The organism is Bacillus sp. SRL337 (assembly GCF_984799155.1).
Window position 1 is genome coordinate 4,585,952 of record NZ_OZ481793.1, and the last position, 18,791, is coordinate 4,604,742.

Sequence of the window (18,791 nt, forward strand, 5' to 3'; positions counted from 1 at the left end):
CAGAAAAAAAAGAAGCCGCACCTGGTATGAGCAGGTGCGGCCTTGTTTGGTCTTTATCTACTGTTACCTGCCTTCAAGCCTGTTGATACGGTCATCTAGATCAGGGTGTGTGGAGAAGAGGGCAGACTTTCTTTTTCCGTTGATCTTCAATGTCGCCACAGCTGTATCCCTTTCTTCTACAACACGGTTTGAGTAGGCTTTAAGCATACGAAGGGCATGCACCATCTTGTCTTTGCCGGCAAGATCTGCACCGCCTCTGTCAGCATGGAATTCCCTGTAACGGGAGAAGGCGAAGACAACCAAGCTGCCAAGTATCGAGAAGACAATCTGGAATACAAACACAGCAATGAAATGGACGATTGGCGCAATATCCTCTTTGACGAAACGGGAAGCAATCCAGGCCGCAATCCTCGCAAGGAACACGACAAACGTGTTGACGACCCCCTGCAGCAGCGTCATGGTGACCATATCACCGTTAGCAATGTGAGCTATCTCGTGGGCAATGACTCCTTCTACTGCATCGTCATCCATTTCTCGGAGTAATCCGGTTGAAACGGCAACGAGGGAGCGCTTCTTGGAAGGACCGGTTGCAAAAGCGTTGACTTCCGGTGAATCATAGATGCCGACCTCAGGCATATGCATTAATCCAGCTGCTTTTGATAAGCGGTGGACTTTTTCGACTACTTCTTGTTCCATAGCAGACATAGGCTTGGCCGGATCCAGCACTCGCACATTCATCATTTTCTTGGCAATCCAGCGGGACATAGCAAGCGATATAAATGAACCGGAGAAACCGATGATGGCACTGAATATCAGCAAGGCACCAAAGTTGATGCCGCCTTGGGCATTAATATAATTCCCTGCCCCTGTTACGGAGAAGATAATACTAATCGTTAATAATACAAGAATATTTGTCAAAAGAAAGTACAGAATACGTTTTCCCATTCAATCTCCCTCACCTTTTCAAGTTCATATGAACTTGTGAATGAACTTATTATATGATTTTTCCACTGAAATTTCAATCCTTTAGTAGTTATATCGAAAATATTTTAGCTGTTAAAATTTATGAAAGATTGACGGGTATAGAAGGAACCAGTAGGATAAAAGAATATTGGAGACAATTTGTAAGGGGCAGGGGTGAAGAAAGTGGAGACCTTCAAACTTTCCAGAAAAAATATGGCCGATTTGTTATCTTCTTTTAACGCGGCAGCAGAAACTACACCTTTGAAGGTGCTTCAGGATGCCTGGACAGCTGTCCATGAAGACGACATGAAAAATGGAAAAACCGTTAAAGCATTTATTGCTACAGAGGTTCCTTCCATTTTCAGAAAGTTTTTTCAAACAAGCTGTGGGGAAATTGGGTTTTCCATCAATGAAATCGTCTCATTGGGAAATCAAATTGAATTTACAAATCTCTCCCCAAGTGCGGTCCAAAATTGGGTGAAGCGGGATATTAAAGAGCTGATCGGCACACCGCAAATAGGCAGGAAATATACAGTTGACCAGGCCGCCATCCTGTTTATTGTTGAGGATTTGAAGACTGCTTTGGACTTTGAATCCATTCGAAAAGTACTGACTTTGGTTTTTAATAACCCGGAAGACCGCACAGATGACATGATCAATCCAGTGGATTTATATTCCGCTTATGCCTCCGTGTTTGACAAGCTGCACCATCATAAATGGCCAAACTTGAATGACCCGGCAGCGGACTCATCAGTAAATGCTCAGTCTGATAAGATCATTAAAGAGGAATGCAGGAGAATGATGGCCACCTTTGATGGCTTGGCAAAGGAAAATCAAGAAATTGTCCTTAATATTCTGATCGCCTCGGCACTTACTGTACAATCCGTTTACTATCAGTCTGTTGCCAGGAGATACGCAGGAGCCGCATTGTTTTTGAAAGACCTGTAAAAAAAGATCGTTCCCTTCACTGTTTCACTCAATGAATCAGCGGGAGCGATTTTTTTTTAATGATATTTTTTATAAATCATAAATATGACTATAAACAGGATAACGGAAGAAATGATCATATTTACACGACTTCATGTTCTCTATTGTATGGTTAGCAGCCACCACATATTCAACTTCAGATATTTCATCGACCTGGCTGTGTTTTGGAAAGAAGAGACTTCCTGTTTTATAGTTTAGAAAGAATAATGCAGGCCAGAGAGGTGTGCCTAACAAGCCTCCTGCAAAGGCTGCCAGAATATTAGCCTTGAACATTCTCGCCAGGCCGGCAGATATGATCAGCCCTAAGCCAAAAGTCGGGAACCAGCAAGGGATAAATCCAAGGGTTATTCCATACGCCACTTGTTGTGGACTTGCTTTTATACGAGAAAAGCGCAGCAGATAGTATTTGCTGATTCTTTTTAATTTCATCGCTTTAACCTCCTTTACTACTTCATTTATTATATCAATCTACTTTGTTGCAAAATTAATTCCAACATCCATCTACTCTGTCACACTCACGGACTTGCCTGCAATATTTTCATTATGCTTCTCCTTGTTTAATAAAAAAAGATTTAAGACTCATAGAAAAACTCCGATACATAGGAGGTGTGAATTAAATCTAAAAGGAGACAACATCATGAAATTATCCATCAAACAAAAGCTTATCGGAAGTTTTATCATTGTTTCATTGATTTTCGGAGCTTCCTCTGTTTACTCTTACAAGAGTATCAAAAGTTCCAACGAATCTTATGAGTATGTGATAGAGAGAGTCGATGAAGTAAGGTCCATCATCCAGTCAATAGAAACAGACCATGCACTACAAGCAGGATATTATCGAGCTTTTATGTTATATAACGATAATTCTTATGTTACGTTAATGAATGAAGCGAATAACAGGATAAATGAATCAATTGCGAAAGGTAAAGCCCTGTCCACGATACAAGAAACGGTTGATCGGCTGACCTCCATGCAGGAACTTAATGATCAGTTCCTTGAGTCAGCCAATGAGATAGTCGCAAATAGTGCAAGCGATAAAGACAATGCCTTATCAGATGGCTTGCGTACTATTGCCCCCATCGCAAATGAATTAACGAAAGAAAGCAATTCCATGCAGGATTGGCTTGAAGATATCCAGCAATCGAAGTATCAAGAAACGTTAGCTCAATCAAATCAGGCAAAAACAGCTATTCTTATTATAAGCATTGCTGCAACTTTGATAGCCATTGCCAGCGGCATTGTCATATCATTGTTCCTTACACGTCCCCTCAATAAATTGGGGCAAGCAGCCAAGCAGGTAGCAGCTGGGAATCTCAATGTTGAAAAGTTAAAATTGAAAGGCAAGGACGAAATCTATTCACTGAATCAATCTTTTGAAAAGATGACAGAGAATCTTCGTACGATGATAAGCTCCATCGCAACGAATTCTGATCAGGTGGCAGCATCGGCAGAACAACTTAATGCAAGCGCCGAGCAATCCAGAACAGCAAGTGAGACGGTCTCTTCAGCTATACAAGAAATAGCAGGTGGTGCCGAAACAACCACAATGAAATTAGAGAATAACTCCCAAGCCTTACAGGAGGTACTCCAAGGCGTCCTCCACATATCGGAGAGTTCGGCCAAGGTATCGGAGTTATCAAGAAATACGACCCTGGAGGCTGAAGAAGGCGGTAAGCATGTCCACAATAACTTATCTCAAATGAAATTCATTCAAGAGTCAGTAAGCCGGTCAAACAAATTAGTCTCTTCACTCTCAGAACGTTCTCAGCAAATCGGCGGAATTCTTGATGTCATCAATGGGATCGCTGAACAAACCAATCTCCTGGCGCTGAACGCTGCTATTGAGGCTGCCAGGGCAGGCGATCATGGGAAAGGATTTGCTGTTGTAGCGGAAGAAGTGCGAAAGCTTGCCGAACAATCCCAAGCATCCACCCAGAACATTTCAGAACTGATTACTCTGATTCAAGAGGATACAAAAGATACAGTCAAAACTATGAGTGAAGTGGTAGTAAATGCGGAGAATGGGGTAAAAGTATCTGAACAGACTTCTGAGAAATTCGCCCTTATTTTGAGCAGCGCTAAAGATATGACACCTCAAATCGAGCAGGTGACCGCAACAGTGCAGCAAATCTCAGCGAGCATTGATGAAGTTACAAATTCAGCAATAGAGCTATCGGGTCTTGCTCAATTGAATGCGGCAAGCTCTGAAGAAGCTGCTGCCTCCACTGAAGAGCAGCTTGCTTCCATGGAAGAAATCAGTTCCTCATCCAAAGCACTTGCCGATATGGCAGAAGAACTGAAAACGTTGGTAAGTAAATTCACATTATAACGTTGGAACAACAAGAGAGAGGCGGGACACTACCCAGCCTCTCTCTTGAATTTTAATGAATGTCCCGTTTTTTAAACCTTCCGCCACGAACCTCATTGATATCAGCTACTGCCAGGAAAGCCGATGGATCCAGATCTTCGACGATCGATTTTAATTTAGCCTCTTCCAATCTCGTAACGATACAAAAGATGACCTTTTTATCGTCACCTGAATAACCTCCCTCACCTTTTAAGTACGTCACTCCACGTCCTAATCGGGCAAGGATCGCATCACCGATTTCCTGGTCTTTATCACTGATGATCCAGGCTGATTTCGATTCATCGAACCCATCAATCACAATATCAATCGTTTTAAAGGCGATCACATAGGCAAGAACCGAATACATTGCCCGATCCCAGCCAAGGACAAACCCACCCCAAGTAAATATAAAAACATTGAATAGCATAATAAATTCGCCAACGGAAAAAGGAAATCTCTTATTTAACAGGATTGCCAGAATTTCACTTCCGTCCAAAGCTCCCCCATAACGGATGACCAGACCTACGCCAGCACCAAGAACAATTCCGCCAAACACAGTGGCCAGCAGCACATCTTGAGTGAAGGCGGCAACTGTATGAAGGTAATAAGTGGCGACAGATAATATCGCAATTCCACAAACAGTCGACAGTGCAAATGTCTTTCCTATTTGTTTATACCCCAGAAAGAAAAATGGAATATTCAATAAGAATATGAAAACACCGATTTTTATGCCGGTGAGATTATATAAAATAATGGAAATTCCGACAATCCCGCCGTCCATAATCAGATTCGGGACCAGGAACACTTCAATGCCCAACGCCATCAGGATGGCACCTAACAGAATAAAGAAGCTTCGTTTAATGACTTTTTTAGGGCTCAGCTTCTGATGCTGCAATTCCCTTTGGATCTGCTGCTTAATATTTTCATCATTCACCTTCTACTCCCCCCAGTGTCATTCTTTTATATTTAACATTTCTTTTAGCGGCTTCTTGCTTTGTCTGGATACAAGTATATAGAGAATATCCCCTTTTTCAATGACGGTTTCACCATAAGGAGTGATCAATTGGGTGCCGCGGATAATTGCATTGATCAGCACATCCTTTGGAAACTCTATTTCTGCAAGACTTTTTCCTACTAGTGAAGTTTCTTTATTGGCTTCCACTTCAATGATCTCAGCATTTGCTTTTCCTATCGAAACCAGTTCCAGCGTATGCACTGGTTCCGCTTTTGTTGGCCCTGTTAAACCAAGTTTCTCCGCAAATTTGGATATGGTAGATCCTTGAATCAAGGCAGAAGTCAATACGACGAAAAATACGACATTAAAGATCATAGGTGAGTTCTCCAGTCCTGCAATTAATGGGAAAGTTGCAAGAACAATCGGGACAGCACCCCTTAATCCGGCCCAGGAAAGGAATATCTTTTCGTTCAGCTGATAGTCCATTTTTAACAAGGAGAGGAAAACAGCAATCGGCCTTGCTGCCACTATAAGGATGGCTGAAAGCAATAAACCTTTCCAGACAACCTCAAAAGTGAAGAGCTGGGTTGGGAAAACTAATAATCCGAGGATGACAAACATAAGGATCTGCATCATCCAGGCAAACCCTTCATTGAACCTGAAAATAGAATGCCTGTAAGTCAATTCACTGTTTCCTATTAACATCGCAGCTACATAAACCGCCAGAAGTCCACTTGCATTGATCAGGTCCGTTATGCTGTACGCCAATAGGGCAAACGCCATTGTAAACACCGGATAAAGACCGCTGGAATCCAGGTTGATCTTATTAATGCATAGAGACCCAAGCTTACCGAAGGCTATACCGAGCAAAAGCCCTATTCCCATTTGCCAAAAGAAGGAGCCGATTAATAGAAAATATACCGGGTCTTCCGCAGTCAATAGCTCAATGAAAGAAATGGTCAGGAACACAGCCATTGGATCATTTGTGCCTGACTCTACTTCAAGAACAGATCCTAACTTCCCTTTTACATTTTGTCCCTTTAATACTGCAAATACAGCAGCTGCATCTGTGGACCCTACAATCGATCCAAAGAGGAAAGCTTCCAGCCAAGAGACGTCCAATATCAGTTTGGCTGCCGCAGCTACAACCGCAGTAGTGATCAAAACACCTGCTGTAGCCAGCGATAATGCCGGCTTGGCAACAGATTTGACGGTGGTGATCTTGGTTTGCAATCCCCCTTCAAAGAGTATGACCACTAATGCCAAGACACCGATAAGCTGCGTCACTTTGGCATTGTCAAAGTAAATGAATCCCAATCCATCACTCCCGGTTATCATACCGACCAAGATGAACAGGACAAGTGCGGGTACGCCAAGCCGAGTCGAAAACTTCGTTGTAATGACTCCAATAATAAGCAGTAACGCTGCAAGTAATATGAAATAATCAGAACTTATCAATAAATTGTCCATCCTTTCCAACTCTCACCTCTGCTTGTGGATTACAAATTCACATCTACCTTTATCGGCCTTTCAGAATGTTTGTCTATTCCAATGTAATGCAGCGTTTCTGATGGTGTGGAATGATTGAAGATTTTTTGGAGGATCGATAAGGCTATGCCTTTTCGATATGCGTGGTATCCAAACGTTTTCCTGAGGGTATGGGTTCCAATGTTTCCTTGGACGCCTGCTTCCTGCGCTGCTTTGTTGATGATACGGTAGGCTTGCTGCCGTGTGATCGGCCTATTATTTTTCTTAGACTTGAATAAATAGTCACTTTCGAGCAGTGTACAGTGATCCAGATAATCGATCAGAGCATGCCTCACCATCTTATTTAAAAAGAATTGGTTATCCGTATCAGGTGGGCTGTAGAACTCTTTAATGGCATCGTCTTCCCGGATATCACCCACTTTAACCTGGAGGAGGTCACTGATACGCAGTCCTGTGTTAATACCCAGGACAAAGAACAGGTAATCTCTTTTCGACTGTTGATATAACAACTTTTTTATATCGTGAATATCTTGAATATTTTTAATTGGCTCAACAAACTCCATAATGTTCCTCCGTCATGTTACTTAATAATCATTATACGTGTGTTTAGTTACATTAACAAATCTTATGTTTTGTTATATTTTTATAGAACTGTATTCCTTTTCAAGGAACTTTTTAAAATTGATGTTTCACGTGAAACAAAAAACGGACTCATAACAGAGAGCCCGTTTTCTTATAGCTTTTATTCATTACCTTCCTGAGCGGAAGAGTTCTTTCCTGGTGCAAACCATCCAAACAGCGCAATGGCGACCAAGACACCATAGAAAGTGATGGTCCAGCCTGCGCTATGAGGGAAGTGATGATCCAGCACACCAATATCCTCATGGGCAAGGGTGATGACAGCAAGCTTCACACCCACCCAGGCCACAATTGCATAAGCTGTTGTCTCCAAAGCCGGTCGTTTCGCGAGCAGCTGTACAAACCATGTGGCTGCATACTTGATCAAAATCAGTCCGGCAATACCTCCCAGAACAACCACGATGAACTTACCGGCATCCATGCCGCCAAAGTCACCTAGACCCGAAGCAGGAAGACCAAGTGCCAAAGCTACTGCTGCAAGAATGGAATCAATGGCAAAAGCAAGGTCTGCCAACCCAATCTTTCCTACTGTCGGCCAGAACCCTTTTCCTTTTGATTCTGCTTCAATTTCCTCTTCAATATTTTCATTTTCTTTACCAAACTTGGCGGTGATCAGATGTTTGCCTCCTAAATAAATTAGGTAGGCAGCACCAATTGCCTGCACCTGCCATACGTTAGCAATAAATGAAATAGCGAAAAGTGCTCCGAATCTGAAGAAGAATGCCATGATGATTCCATAGCTGATAGCTTTCTTCTTTTGATCATCCGGTAAATGTTTTGCGATTACAGCAAGCACTAGTGCGTTGTCTGCAGAAAGCAAACCTTCAAGACCAATCAAGATTAATAATGCCCATGCATATTCCAGCCAGATCGACTCCAAAATACCTCTCCTTCCTAAAACGTAAAGTATTTGCAGTAAAGGTCTGGCTAACAATTTGCATTGCCAATAAAGCCGGAGGGAACCCTCGTGATGACGACTTTTATTGTACAGCTACTCCCCTTTACCTTTATATAATGCAGACAAATCTTGAAATTGTCAAAAAAGAGCATTTTTTATGGAAAAACTGAAAAGGTATATTTCGCTTCGCCTATTTTATCCTTCAGCTATAGTATCTATTCCTTTTCAGTCTGGTTGTTAAACTATGCTTGAATTGCCGGAAAGCGCCTATTCCATATCAACCGGATTCTGGACATGATCCTTATATAGGTCTATATAGATATTACCGTTGGCAGACAGAACTGCGTACATAACATCCTTTTCTTTCAGCTGGCGCTTGTCCAATTCTTTTCTAAGCAAGCTGGCGGCTCCATTATTTTCATTCAGATTCTTTCCGATGACTTCCCCATCCATGATCAACTCGATTGGCAGCCTGGGCGCCTCCTGAGCAGATACCCCGATATCCTGTTTTGTGACACTTCTGAATTGAGGCTTTTTTAATACGGTTAGTGTTCCATTTGTTTCCACAACAGCAAATAAGACCTCCTGAATGTCAAATACATCCTTTTCCCTTAGCTGCTGGTTCAAGTAGTCCAGTGCGTAACGCATCTTCCTCATATTATGTTCAAGGATTTCACCATCCTGAATCACGACCGTGGGATCACCAGCAAGTATTTTTCTCGCTTTGCGGCTTTTTAACGATATCCATTCAATAATGAAGAAAATAAGGACAAAGATGATAAGGGCAATGATAAAGTTCTGGGCTTTAATAGACGTGTTAAAGGATAAATTGGCTGCAATGGCACCCAGTGTGATGGCAGCTGTAAAATCAAATACCGTCATTTGGGAAATCGTCTGCTTGCCGACTATTCTAGCACCTGTAAGCAAGAGCCCCAAAGCGGCTACAGACCTTATAATAACCTCATAATGATCAGGCATGATCACAACTCCTTTTCATTTTTATTAGGATTTCCGTTTCCATAAAAAAACACCCCCTCTAAATGAAGTGGTGAAAAGAATGCTTATTCATCCAAGCGCTTTCAAAAGACAGTAGTTGAATACTCAACGAAATATCGGGAAAAAGTAGTATTACTTTAAGGTGTTCCACCAAAAGGAGCTTAGAGATGAAAAAAGACAAGGAACCCCGCTGCGATGAAATGGATTACTTACATCACTTCCTGATTGAACAAATCAACAGGATCACTGTGGAGGACCAGGGGGAGCAGATGGAAGAAGAGTTGAAGAATCCAGAACTTCAATAAACGAAAAAAGAAGGAATCTGAAACGACTCCTTCTTCTTTCGTTTAGGCTCTTTTCTAACCTTTGTTGCTAGTTGTCAATAATTCTGAAAGATAGTGGAGTAATGAACCGGAAAAAAAACCTGTTTATCAAGAGAGAAGAGAGCTTCTCTCTGCGTTCAGAGCGAAAAACGTAGTATACAGGGGATAAAACCGGCTTTTGGTATTTTTCCGGAAGCGACAATATATGCGAAAACAGCCTTCGTTTATCTATGTGCTTTCAAATAAACCATACTTTAACTTAAACCTTTGAATGATTTTAAGCCAGCTGGCTCCGAATACCCAGAGGAAAAATACATTGCAGACTGCATGAGCAAGGTCAAAGTAAAAACTGCTGCTATAAAATACTAAAATGGCCTTCCAATCCAACTCTTGAATAAGCCCGATAATGACCCACAAATTCATGATCCAGCCAAAGAGTATACCGACAGCAAAACCGTAGAGGCAACGGCCGGCCTTGGTTCTCATTAACCATGTCTTGCCCAGCATCCCTGCTGTCAAACCAATCATTCCCCAAGCATACATTTGCCAAGGAGTCCATGGACCCTGTCCCAAGAACAGGTTCGACACGATAGCAGCTAATGTACCGACGACAAATCCGCTTTGAGGTCCTAAAGCGATAGCCGACATGATAATCACAAAGGTTGTTGGCTGCACACTTGGTATCGAGGCAAACGGCACCCTGCTCACAGCTGCTATAGCAGCCAAGATGGCAATTACGACAAGCTCCCTGCTCATGGCTTGTTTCTTGGAAAAAGTGATCATAAGCGGGAAAAAGGAAGCCGACATAATGAGAAGGCTCAACGCAAGGTAATGACGGGTATTAAATAATGGAAAGCCAACCAAAAAGACAAAGATCAGTATCGCTGTCCCGATCAGTATCGGCTTTTGACGAGCCATGTATTCTTCGCCTCCTCTAATGTGACTACAGGATGGACATTGCTGTTACGTGTTACACGATTTAAGACTGTCGTGTAGTAAGTATTTTCATGAAAGAAGTTCTTCGTTTTTTCCGTAACAGTGATTTCCCCTTGGAACAGCATGCTGCACCTTGTGGCATAGCTGGCGGCGAATTCAATATCATGAGTTACCATCACCACCGTCAGACCCTCCTTTACTAAAGGAGATAGCAGATCACCGAACGCTTTTTTGGATTGAGGGTCAAGGCCTTTCGTTGGTTCATCAATCAGCAGAATCTCTGGTTCTGCCAGCAAGGCGCCGATCAATGCTGCCTTCTGAACCTCTCCGCCGCTTAAATCATAAGGGTGGCGGTCTTGAAGGTGGCTCATATTGAATTTCTTTAATAGCTCCTGTATTCTCCCATCCGCATTCTTTAAACTAAATTGCTCTGCGAGGTATTCATATTCTTGTTTAATTGTGTCCTGAATGAAGAAAAGTTTTGGGTTTTGAGGAAGATAGCTTACCTTTTGAAGCTCCCACTTCCTTACTTTCTTTCCCCTGAATCTCATGCTCCCATGCTGCGCCTTTATAATGCCCCCCAGGACTTTCAAAAGTGTCGATTTGCCTGTCCCATTCGCTCCCACTACTGCAAGCCAATCTCCCTCATAAATCGTAAGGTCAAGGTTATGAAGTACAGGCGGTGAATTTCGATCATATTGAAAATCCACTTCTTTTAACTCAAGGATTGGCTGTTTAGATCGTTCCTTCATCTGGGGAGGCCCAATCCATTCAAAATCCTGGCTGTTCAGCCATTGCCTCGCTTCCTTTACATTCAAAGGAATAGACTGCGGGTTCAGACCTTGTTGAAAGGCCAAATACAATAATGCAGAGCTCGGCAAAAAGCTCCTCATTGTTTTATGGTCTGCAAGTTCCTGGATAAATTTTCTTGGCAATGTATCATGCAGCACTTCTCCATTTTCGAGCATGATTACCCTGTTGGCAATTGTAAAAAGCTCCTCCAAACGATGTTCTACAATGACAACGGTAATGCCAAATTCATCATTTAACCGCTGCAGCATGTGAATGAATTCCTTTGCTGCAATCGGATCCAGCTGGGCTGTCGGTTCATCCAGAAGCAAAACAGACGGCTCCAGCAATAGAACAGAAGCCAGGTTGATTAATTGTTTCTGCCCGCCGGACAGCTCGTCTGTCTTTTTTTCCAGCAAATGATTCAATCCAAAGAAATTCACCATTTCAGCTGCTTTTTTGCGCATTTGTTCTGTGGAGAAACCCAGATTCTCCATTCCAAAAATGAGCTCTTCCATTACGTTGTCCATCGCAATTTGGTTTTCGGGATCCTGAAACACCATTCCAAGTTCTTTGGCTTTTACCATCAGATCCAATTCATCGAGCCGTTTCCCTCGAAAAGAAAGAGACCCTTCTGCCTTCCCGTGTGGGGCGATTTCCGGTTTGAACAGGCGGAGCAGTGTTGATTTCCCGCTTCCCGAGGGACCGCAAAGAACAACAAATTCCCCCTGTTCGACCTTTATATTAATATCTGTTAATGCGGCTGTTTCTGCATCCGGATAGGTGAAACTTAACCCACGCGCCGATAATATTTCCACTTGATCAACTCCCTTCCTTCCATCCAAACCGGAAACCCGATGAAGACAAACCATACAACTAAATAGAACCATTCCCTGCCATATAGCCAGACGGGTTCCAGCACTGGCATAAGCGTCAGGATGCCATCTTCGAGCCACCAGCCAAACAACACCAGTGAGCCGCATGACAGAAGATACGTTAAAGCAATCCAGTCTCTTCGTTTCATATAAAAGGGCTGGTACTTACTCCTATTTCCTAATCCATATCCTCTTGCTGTCATTGAATCTGCCGTTTGTATCGATTCCTCCAGCGACCATGTCAGGAGGATCTGCAGTAGAAACATTCCCGAGCGGGCACGGCTTTTGATCGGCCCGCTTGTTACCGATAATCCCTTAACACCCTGAACATCACCGATTTCAAGCAGCCTCCTTCTCAACAGAGGGACAAATCTCATCGAGAGCATAATCAGCAGCGCCCACTGCGGAAAGAATTTAGAAAACAAAAAAACAAATTTATCCGGTGTAATGACCATATTAAACGTGATGAACAGGGCCAGAATGGCAGCAAGGGTCAGAGCAATCATCACCCCTTGCCATACAGCTTCCAGCACCACTTGATTATCAAACAAATAAAATAAAATATGATTGCCCCTTCGATTAAAAAAGGGTGTCAAGAGAAAGATCAGGACACCCATAACTACAATCATCATTTTCCATTTTTTCAGTTCTTTTCCTCCATCCAGCAAACGATTGATGAGGAATATGATCAATGCAGCGGCTGCCAAAAACACCGGATGCTGATACAGCATTAGCCCTGCTATAGCAAAGATGTAATATATTAATAGAATAATAGGATGAAACGAACGAAATCCCCGTATCATTTTGCTTCAACTCAATCCTCTAAATAATTCTTCGTGTACCGCCACTTAATCGTTTCTCCCGGATTGACACCGTATACCCCTGCACTTCTATCCAGCGGTGTACCGTCTACAAATGCTTCCCACCCGCTCATTGGACCTTCATCAAATTCATATAAGTTACTGATCCCTTCGACATATGCAGTTGCTCCAGATCCACGGACACTTATTTGGATTCCCCGTGCTTTCACAATCTTTTGCGTAATATCAAGGACCGTGTCACCAGCTTTCCATTCTACAGCCGTGACAGACAATATAGTTCCCTTTACATCAGGGGCTGCAATGGTAATGTTGACTGTTTGTTTTGGTTTAGCAGGTTCCTTTGGCGTTTCCTGCTTTGGCGGCGGGGTTTCCTTCGTCTCTTTTTCAGCAGGCTGCTTTGGGGTCTCCTTAGCTGTATGCTGTTTTTCTTCAGCAGGCTTTTTTGTTTTATTCGTATCCTTTGGTGCAGGTTTGGCTGCTTCACCTTGAGACGTACCCTCATCTTGATTACTTTTCGGTTTATTTTCTTCCTTACTTTGGGGATCGTCATCAAGCTTATTACTTCCATCAGTGGTTTGTGCGGCGGTTTCTGTATTGTCTCCGTTTTCTTCGGCAGTTTCCGAACCGCTGCCTTCCCTATCAGAAGATCCTGCCACTGATTCCTGTTCATCAGCTTCTACTTTTTTTTCTCCTGAAGTTAACCCGGATTCTGACATCCCACTCGCCTGTTCAGGAGAATCTCCCCCCGTCTCAGGCAATCCGGCAGTGTCTTTGGCACAGCCGCCTAATAGGATGAAAATCAGTATCATAGCTGCCATCAACCAACGTCTCATCCAACTTCCCCCTTCCTTACAATGAATGAGGGTAATCCAGCATAACTGGATTACCCGGAATGTTCTTAGGCTGTTCTTTTTCGATTAATGCAGAAAAGAATGAAACCGGCAACCAGCAAGCCCAATCCCGCTAACATAATAGCCATCGTATTGGTTCCCGTTTCAGGTAACTTCTTCCCTTGATTTTTCTGGTCTTTTGTTTTTTTATTTGTATTTTTAGCATCAGCGGCCTTCTCAGGCTGTTGCCCCTGGGCTTGCCCAGGATCTTCTGTTTGTCCGGAATCACCTGATTTTTCGGGCTGCTCTGTTTCCGGCTGCTCCGGCTGTTCTGTGTCTCCCGGTTCCCCCGGCTGTTCCGGCTGTTCTGGAGTTTCCTCATCGGCATCCTGCTTAAACTGGTAAACAAGTCCGCTTCCAGTCACGAAATTCTGATAGGCTTTCAGTGCTAATAATGCTTGCTGTGTCCCCATGGAGCTTGATTCCACATCATCGAGCAAATGACTGAATCCGCCATCTGCTTGTTGGAACTTCATTAAATGCTGGACAAGATTACCTCCGGACTTTGTAAGCTTTTCCCCTGTTGGATCGACTCCAACAGAAGCAAGTCCGATAATTGCCTGGGATACAGATTCACTGGAATCCCCGCCATTAAACTCAATATCAAATCCGCCTGTCTCATCTTGTGTCTTTGAGAGATAAGAAACAGCTCGGTCAATGGCTGCTTGGACATCATCCTGATCCCTGTATGGGGCTAAGGCTGATAATGCCATTCCAGTAATATCCGGACTTGGATTTGTTCCAAAGAAGCTCCAGCCGCCGTCTTCCAGCTCCAAATCCAGGATAGCTTTTATCATCTGATCTCTAAAGCCCTCTGGCGTTTCATACCGTCCACTGTCCACTGCCAATAAAGCATAGATATTCATATTAATAGATGGATTTTCCAGACTTCTATGACTGACCAATGAATCTATTAAATTATATCCTTCAATAGATGCAGCATTCGCATCTGCTGCCGATAATCCAATTATTACTTTTTCCAAGTCAAACACGTTTCGGAAACTTCCTTCTACCGATTTGACTCTCTCTTTCACACTCTGGACGTATGAAGGAGGGATCTCTCCAGTTGTATTGGCAGCTCCCCAAACCCACCATTCATTTCCATATGTAAGGGAGACCTTGTTGGCATTCATGTATGACAAAATTTTGTCCATGCTATTAGTGATCATTTCGTCTGTGAGCGGCTCTGCCTCTTCAACAGGCACCTCCGGCTCTGGCTGAGGATCTACAGGTTCACTTGGTTCCTCCGGCTCCTCTGGTTCTGGGTCAGCAGGCGGGAGGTAATGATCGATTGTTAATTGAATATGATCATTTGGCTGTACTGTATAAGAAACAACCCCAACTTCTGAAGCGGTTCCATTAATCCCAAAACTCCAGTAATCTCCTTCTTCCAACACGGTCTTCCCAATATTATCAATGGAAGTAAACCATGAACCATCGACAGAAGCATCGACATCAACCCCATGTTTGGCAGCTGCCTGGATTAAAGCACCATATGCGCTGGCACCTTTCATTAACGTCACTTCTGTTTCAGGAATGATTTCAGTTCCATCTTTCCCTACAGCAGATACTTTTGTGCTTACCGCAGGGGTTGGCCATTCAGTGATGGCAAACAGAAGATGCTCCCCATTCCTTACTAAATGCGTGGATGCTCCTACTGAAGAAGATACTCCATTTACATTAAAGGACCAATAGGCATCTCCACTTGGAGTCACCCCCCCTATACCGTTAATAAATGCACCATATTCTCCAAATGAAGCATCAATTTTCTTATTATTCTTTTCCCCTGCCTCCAATAATACCTCATAGGCATTATCACCTTCTTCCACCTCTATGGCTGTCAAAGGCAATATGACTTCACCATCCTCATCAATGGCCTTGACTGTCACCGCATTATCAAGTGCAGCCGCATGGATGACCGGCTGAACAAATGAAAGGTTGCCGACTACAAGTAGAATGATGGCAAATAAAGCGGTGAGACGCTGTGCAAGTGCTTTGTTCATCGTAAACTCTCCCCCTGTTTAGTAAATTTGCTCAAAAAAAATACACCCCTATTTCAAGAGATGTGTACGTCCATATGGTTCCGTTCCGTTATGTATAAATACATTATGGCCAGAATCCTTTGTACACCTCCCTATCCGCGTAGGTCGAATGGCGTCAAAAACAGGCAGGTCTCCTGGCTCATGATCAACATCTTCTATCACCTTCCCATCATTTGACAGTGGCATTCCAATAGAAAACTCCCATTTACAGTGGCGGGACCGCGCCGGCATTTCACCGGTCTTCCCTTTTAATGATTTACCATTTAGGCAAATCAACCTGTTCTTTCCGTATTCAGTTATTTATAGAATAGTCAAACATGCAGAATCTGTCAATGATTCCAGATACAACTCTTATCCTCGAGCAGCAGCAAGTATAAGTCTGAAAATTTGCGTAACTTGGATGTTTCATCTAAAACCTTCTCAATTCTATTTCTCTATTGATAAAACAGCTGTAAAAATAATTAGGTTCCTGAATGAATAGATTCTCCAATATTGTTAACAATAGAGAGGATTGTTTTTGATCTAAAAAATTTTTCATAAAAAGAATTTCCTTTTAAATCAAGACGCAAAGGGAAGTTTTTTATAAAATTCAATGCTTTCCCTTTGACAAGTTTCCCAGATAATATGATAATGAATATCGAATTAGAATTATTCTAATCTCTATAAGGGATAAAAAAACATTAGGAGGCCATTCAATATGTCATTAATCGGAACTGAAGTAAAACCATTCAAAGCACAAGCGTATAAAGATGGAGAATTCATCGAGGTAACAGAAGAAAGCCTAAAAGGTCAATGGAGTGTATTCTGCTTCTACCCTGCAGATTTCACATTCGTTTGCCCGACTGAGCTTGAAGACCTTCAAAATAACTATGATGAACTAAAATCACTTGGTGTAGAAGTTTATTCTGTTTCTACTGATACACACTTTACTCATAAAGGCTGGCATGACAGCTCTGACACAATCGGAAAAATTAAATATGCAATGATCGGTGATCCTTCTCAAAGAATCACTCGTAACTTTGAAGTACTAAACGAAGAAGATGGTCTTGCTGACCGCGGAACGTTCATCATCGACCCGGATGGTGTTATCCAAACAGTTGAAATCAATGCTGGCGGAATCGGCCGTGACGCAGACGTTCTAGTAAGCAAAATCAAGGCTGCTCAATATGTACGAAAGAACCCAGGCGAAGTTTGCCCGGCTAAATGGCAAGAAGGTTCTGAAACACTTAAGCCAAGCCTTGACCTTGTAGGTAAAATCTAAGGAGTTGGATTAAATGTTACTTGATGCAGATATCAAAGCACAGTTAGCCCAATATCTTGAATTATTAGAAGGCGACATCATGCTTAAAGTAAGTGCTGGTGAAGATGAAACTTCCCGCGACATGCTTATTTTAGTAGATGAACTGGCTACCATGTCTTCCCACATTAAAGTCGAGCATGCTGATTTGAAGCGCACTCCAAGCTTTAGTGTAAACCGTATCGGCGAAGATACAGGTGTTACCTTCGCCGGTATCCCTCTTGGACATGAATTCACTTCATTGATCCTTGCCCTTCTCCAAGTAAGCGGCAGGGCTCCGAAGGTAGATGAAAATGTCCTCGAACAAGTGAAGAATCTTAGTGGTGAATACCATTTTGAGTCTTACATCAGCTTAAGCTGCCACAACTGTCCAGATGTGGTACAAGCCTTGAACCTGATGAGTATCTTCAATGAAGGTGTCACTCATACCATGATCGATGGAGCTGCTTTCAAAGAGGAAGTAGACAGCAAAGAGATCATGGCGGTCCCGACTGTTTTCCTTAATGGGGAAGAATTCGGCAGCGGACGCATGTCAATCGAAGAAATCCTCGGAAAACTGGGAGGCGGCCCTGATGCTGCGGAGCTTTCCGGTAAAGACCCTTACGATGTCCTTGTGGTCGGCGGTGGTCCAGCCGGTGCAAGTGCTGCTATCTATGCTGCACGCAAAGGAATCCGTACAGGGATCGTTGCTGAGCGATTCGGCGGACAAGTCATGGACACGTTAGGCATTGAGAACTTTATCAGTGTCAAGCAGACAGAAGGTCCTAAACTTGTTGCCAGCCTTGAAGAACATGTGAAAGATTATGGCATCGATGTCATGAATCTTCAGCGTGCAAGCCGCCTTGAGAAAAAGGATATGATTGAACTTGAGCTTGAAAACGGCGCAGTTCTAAAGAGTAAATCTCTTATCCTATCAACAGGAGCACGCTGGCGTAAAGTCGGTGTTCCAGGTGAAGAGGAATTCAAGAACAAAGGGGTAGCCTACTGCCCTCACTGTGACGGTCCTTTATTCGCAGGAAAACATGTAGCGGTTATCGGCGGAGGAAACTCAGGTATCGAAGCAGCTATTGACCTTGCGGGTATCGTTAAGCACGTAACAGTCATTGAATTCAATGCCGATCTTAAAGCGGATGCTGTATTGCAGGATCGCCTGTACAGCCTTCCGAATGTTACAGTAATCAAAAATGCTCAGACAAAAGAGATCACAGGTACTGATAAAGTTAATGGCCTCACATATGTAGAGCGTGATACTGAAACGGAACAGCATATCAATTTAGAAGGTGTATTCGTCCAAATCGGTCTTGTGCCAAACACAGATTGGTTAGGCGATGCCCTGGACCGCAATCGCATGGGTGAGATTGTTATTGATAAGCATGGTGCTACAACCATGCCTGGAGTGTTTGCTGCAGGTGACTGTACAGACAGTGCTTATAAACAGATCATCATCTCTATGGGATCGGGTGCTACTGCAGCCTTGGGTGCATTTGATTACCTGATCCGTAATTAATATCAAAAAGAACCGCTTCCATACCCGGAGCGGTTCTTTTT

Annotated in this window: 17 protein-coding genes and 1 riboswitch; of the genes, 5 read left to right on the forward strand and 12 right to left on the reverse strand. The window is 43.1% G+C overall.

Annotation, left to right across the window (positions count from 1 at the left end):
• Window positions 1–63: 63 nt before the first annotated feature.
• Window positions 64–945 (reverse strand): protease HtpX, encoded by an 882-nt coding sequence (gene htpX, locus AC4E8A_RS22890; RefSeq protein ID WP_490196121.1) that lies wholly within the window; start codon window positions 943–945, stop codon window positions 64–66.
• Between the two features lie 201 nt (window positions 946–1,146).
• On the opposite strand from htpX, the gene AC4E8A_RS22895 reads away from it, so the two are divergent.
• On the forward strand, window positions 1,147–1,911 hold the full coding sequence (locus AC4E8A_RS22895; RefSeq protein ID WP_490196122.1) for a DUF1836 domain-containing protein: 765 nt from the start codon (window positions 1,147–1,149) through the stop codon (window positions 1,909–1,911).
• Between the two features lie 69 nt (window positions 1,912–1,980).
• On the opposite strand, the gene AC4E8A_RS22900 is transcribed toward AC4E8A_RS22895, so the two are convergent.
• Complete coding sequence (locus tag AC4E8A_RS22900) at window positions 1,981–2,379, reverse strand: DUF2062 domain-containing protein (RefSeq protein WP_490196123.1); 399 nt, start codon at window positions 2,377–2,379, stop codon at window positions 1,981–1,983.
• 208 nt (window positions 2,380–2,587) lie between these two features.
• Here AC4E8A_RS22900 and AC4E8A_RS22905 point away from each other — a divergent pair, with 208 nt between their 5' ends.
• Window positions 2,588–4,276, forward strand: a complete 1,689-nt coding sequence (locus AC4E8A_RS22905) for a methyl-accepting chemotaxis protein (RefSeq protein ID WP_490196124.1) — start codon at window positions 2,588–2,590, stop codon at window positions 4,274–4,276.
• 52 nt (window positions 4,277–4,328) lie between these two features.
• Here the strand turns inward: AC4E8A_RS22905 and AC4E8A_RS22910 are convergent, their stop codons facing one another.
• The 5 genes from AC4E8A_RS22910 to AC4E8A_RS22930 form a co-directional block, all read right to left on the reverse strand.
• Window positions 4,329–5,228 (reverse strand): YitT family protein, encoded by a 900-nt coding sequence (locus tag AC4E8A_RS22910; RefSeq protein WP_490196125.1) that lies wholly within the window; start codon window positions 5,226–5,228, stop codon window positions 4,329–4,331.
• An 18-nt stretch (window positions 5,229–5,246) separates the two neighbouring features.
• On the reverse strand, window positions 5,247–6,719 hold the full coding sequence (locus AC4E8A_RS22915; protein ID WP_490196126.1) for a potassium/proton antiporter: 1,473 nt from the start codon (window positions 6,717–6,719) through the stop codon (window positions 5,247–5,249).
• Between the two features lie 29 nt (window positions 6,720–6,748).
• Window positions 6,749–7,300, reverse strand: coding sequence for a site-specific integrase (locus AC4E8A_RS22920; RefSeq protein WP_490196127.1), 552 nt, complete (start codon window positions 7,298–7,300; stop codon window positions 6,749–6,751).
• Between the two features lie 179 nt (window positions 7,301–7,479).
• Window positions 7,480–8,256 (reverse strand): TerC family protein, encoded by a 777-nt coding sequence (locus AC4E8A_RS22925; protein WP_490196128.1) that lies wholly within the window; start codon window positions 8,254–8,256, stop codon window positions 7,480–7,482.
• 285 nt (window positions 8,257–8,541) lie between these two features.
• The gene (locus tag AC4E8A_RS22930) at window positions 8,542–9,252 is read right to left on the reverse strand and encodes a DUF421 domain-containing protein (RefSeq protein ID WP_490196129.1); all 711 of its coding nucleotides are present in this window, start codon (window positions 9,250–9,252) and stop codon (window positions 8,542–8,544) included.
• Between the two features lie 185 nt (window positions 9,253–9,437).
• On the opposite strand from AC4E8A_RS22930, the gene AC4E8A_RS22935 reads away from it, so the two are divergent.
• On the forward strand, window positions 9,438–9,575 hold the full coding sequence (locus AC4E8A_RS22935) for a hypothetical protein (protein ID WP_490196130.1): 138 nt from the start codon (window positions 9,438–9,440) through the stop codon (window positions 9,573–9,575).
• 246 nt (window positions 9,576–9,821) lie between these two features.
• On the opposite strand, the gene AC4E8A_RS22940 is transcribed toward AC4E8A_RS22935, so the two are convergent.
• The 5 genes from AC4E8A_RS22940 to AC4E8A_RS22960 all read right to left on the reverse strand — a co-directional run bounded on the left by AC4E8A_RS22940 (window position 9,822) and on the right by AC4E8A_RS22960 (window position 15,907).
• The gene (locus tag AC4E8A_RS22940) at window positions 9,822–10,511 is read right to left on the reverse strand and encodes an ECF transporter S component (RefSeq protein ID WP_490196131.1); all 690 of its coding nucleotides are present in this window, start codon (window positions 10,509–10,511) and stop codon (window positions 9,822–9,824) included.
• A complete protein-coding gene (locus AC4E8A_RS22945) occupies window positions 10,487–12,136 on the reverse strand; it encodes an ABC transporter ATP-binding protein (protein WP_490196132.1) in 1,650 nt (549 codons plus the stop codon). Before AC4E8A_RS22945 ends, AC4E8A_RS22940 begins: the two co-directional genes overlap by 25 nt.
• Entirely contained in the window at window positions 12,109–12,996 is an 888-nt protein-coding gene (locus tag AC4E8A_RS22950) for an energy-coupling factor transporter transmembrane component T (protein WP_490196133.1), read from the reverse strand. Before AC4E8A_RS22950 ends, AC4E8A_RS22945 begins: the two co-directional genes overlap by 28 nt.
• A gap of 11 nt (window positions 12,997–13,007) precedes the next feature.
• The gene (locus AC4E8A_RS22955) at window positions 13,008–13,847 is read right to left on the reverse strand and encodes a DUF4430 domain-containing protein (protein WP_490196134.1); all 840 of its coding nucleotides are present in this window, start codon (window positions 13,845–13,847) and stop codon (window positions 13,008–13,010) included.
• Window positions 13,848–13,912: 65 nt separating this feature from the next.
• Entirely contained in the window at window positions 13,913–15,907 is a 1,995-nt protein-coding gene (locus tag AC4E8A_RS22960) for a DUF4430 domain-containing protein (RefSeq protein WP_490196135.1), read from the reverse strand.
• Between the two features lie 146 nt (window positions 15,908–16,053).
• Window positions 16,054–16,242: riboswitch (cobalamin riboswitch) on the reverse strand.
• 401 nt (window positions 16,243–16,643) lie between these two features.
• Here AC4E8A_RS22960 and ahpC point away from each other — a divergent pair.
• Together ahpC and ahpF are read left to right on the forward strand one after the other, a co-directional pair.
• Complete coding sequence (gene ahpC, locus AC4E8A_RS22965; RefSeq protein WP_490196136.1) at window positions 16,644–17,207, forward strand: alkyl hydroperoxide reductase subunit C; 564 nt, start codon at window positions 16,644–16,646, stop codon at window positions 17,205–17,207.
• Between the two features lie 13 nt (window positions 17,208–17,220).
• On the forward strand, window positions 17,221–18,750 hold the full coding sequence (gene ahpF / locus AC4E8A_RS22970) for an alkyl hydroperoxide reductase subunit F (RefSeq protein ID WP_490196137.1): 1,530 nt from the start codon (window positions 17,221–17,223) through the stop codon (window positions 18,748–18,750).
• The last annotated feature ends 41 nt before the right edge of the window (window positions 18,751–18,791 follow it).

Bases quoted from the DNA above. Each gene is read 5' to 3' on its own strand.
- ahpF (WP_490196137.1), top strand. From the start codon at position 17,221: ATGTTACTTGATGCAGATATCAAAGCACAGTTAGCCCAATATCTTGAA.
- AC4E8A_RS22960 (WP_490196135.1), bottom strand. From the start codon at position 15,907: ATGAACAAAGCACTTGCACAGCGTCTCACCGCTTTATTTGCCATCATT.
- AC4E8A_RS22900 (WP_490196123.1), bottom strand. From the start codon at position 2,379: ATGAAATTAAAAAGAATCAGCAAATACTATCTGCTGCGCTTTTCTCGT.
- AC4E8A_RS22930 (WP_490196129.1), bottom strand. From the start codon at position 9,252: ATGCCTGATCATTATGAGGTTATTATAAGGTCTGTAGCCGCTTTGGGG.
- AC4E8A_RS22905 (WP_490196124.1), top strand. From the start codon at position 2,588: ATGAAATTATCCATCAAACAAAAGCTTATCGGAAGTTTTATCATTGTT.
- htpX (WP_490196121.1), bottom strand. From the start codon at position 945: ATGGGAAAACGTATTCTGTACTTTCTTTTGACAAATATTCTTGTATTA.
- AC4E8A_RS22935 (WP_490196130.1), top strand. From the start codon at position 9,438: ATGAAAAAAGACAAGGAACCCCGCTGCGATGAAATGGATTACTTACAT.
- AC4E8A_RS22920 (WP_490196127.1), bottom strand. From the start codon at position 7,300: ATGGAGTTTGTTGAGCCAATTAAAAATATTCAAGATATTCACGATATA.
- AC4E8A_RS22950 (WP_490196133.1), bottom strand. From the start codon at position 12,996: ATGATACGGGGATTTCGTTCGTTTCATCCTATTATTCTATTAATATAT.
- ahpC (WP_490196136.1), top strand. From the start codon at position 16,644: ATGTCATTAATCGGAACTGAAGTAAAACCATTCAAAGCACAAGCGTAT.
- AC4E8A_RS22955 (WP_490196134.1), bottom strand. From the start codon at position 13,847: ATGAGACGTTGGTTGATGGCAGCTATGATACTGATTTTCATCCTATTA.
- AC4E8A_RS22915 (WP_490196126.1), bottom strand. From the start codon at position 6,719: ATGGACAATTTATTGATAAGTTCTGATTATTTCATATTACTTGCAGCG.
- AC4E8A_RS22940 (WP_490196131.1), bottom strand. From the start codon at position 10,511: ATGGCTCGTCAAAAGCCGATACTGATCGGGACAGCGATACTGATCTTT.